The 1,115-nt window shown below is 73.5% G+C and carries 1 protein-coding gene and 1 pseudogene; both read left to right on the top strand.

Translation table 11 applies throughout. The features are described 5' to 3' along the window. Positions 1–780 (top strand): methyltransferase (locus tag ACFVWD_RS58500; RefSeq protein WP_389607344.1); only part of this gene is annotated, 780 nt, incomplete at its 5' end. Positions 781–835: 55 nt separating this feature from the next. Further along, positions 836–1,115: pseudogene (locus ACFVWD_RS58495) on the top strand (cytochrome P450); the annotation flags it as partial.

Genomic DNA, 1,115 nt, shown 5'->3' with positions numbered 1-1,115 from the left:
GGCCGGTACACCCTGACCCCCCTGGGCCGGCCGCTGTGCGAGGACCACCCGGCGGGCGTCCGGGCCTGGTTCGACATGGAGGGGGCGGGACGCGGAGAGCTGTCGTTCGTCGACCTGCTGCACAGCGTACGGACCGGGAAGGCCGCCTTCCCGCTGCGCTACGGCCGTTCCTTCTGGGAAGATCTGGCGGACGACCCCCGGCGCGCGGAATCGTTCAACCGGCTGCTCGGCCAGGACGTCGCCACCCGCGCTCCGGCCGTCGTGGCCGGTTTCGACTGGGCGTCCACCGGCCATGTGATCGACCTCGGAGGCGGCGACGGCTCCCTGCTGACCGCGCTGCTGACCGCCTACCCGTCGCTGCGCGGCACGGTCCTGGACCTGCCCGACGCGGTGCAGCGCGCCAAGGAGTCCTTCGCGGCGTCCGGACTGGACGACCGGGCGAACGCGGTCACGGGCAGCTTCTTCGACCCTCTCCCCGCCGGCGCGGGCGCCTACGTGCTCTCCCTGGTCCTGCACGACTGGGACGACGAGGCGTCCGTCGCGATCCTGCGGCGCTGCGCCGAGGCGGCGGGCCGGACGGGATCGGTGTTCGTGATCGAGTCGACCGGTTCGGCGGGCGACGCCCCGCACACCGGCATGGACCTGCGCATGCTGTGCGTCTACGGAGCCAAGGAACGCGGCGTCGAGGCGTTCACGGAGCTGGCGGGCCGGGCCGGGCTCCGGGTCGTCGCCGTCCACCCCGCGGGTTCCTCCGCGATCATCCAGATGTCCGTGGTCTGACGCACGCCGCCCCGGCCGAACGCGGCGCGGGGTACGGCAGACAAGGAGAGAGCGTATGGCCGGCACGGTCATGTCGCCGGTCGAGGCGCTCGACGCGCTGGGCACGGTGCGGGGCCGCCAGGACCCCTACCCCCTCTACGAGGCGATCCGCGCGCACGGGCAGGCGGTCCCCACGAAACCCGGCCGCTTCGTGGTGGTCGGCCACGACGCGTGCGACCGGGCGCTGCGGGAGCCGGCCCTGCGCGTCCAGGACGGCAGGAGCTACGACGTCGTCTTCCCGTCGTGGCGGTCGCACTCCTCGGTCCGGGGGTTCACGAGCTCCATGCTCTACAGCA

Source organism: Streptomyces sp. NPDC058086 (genome assembly GCF_042885015.1).
Classification (GTDB): domain Bacteria; phylum Actinomycetota; class Actinomycetes; order Streptomycetales; family Streptomycetaceae; genus Streptomyces.
This window is presented reverse-complemented; position numbering and strand designations above follow the sequence as displayed.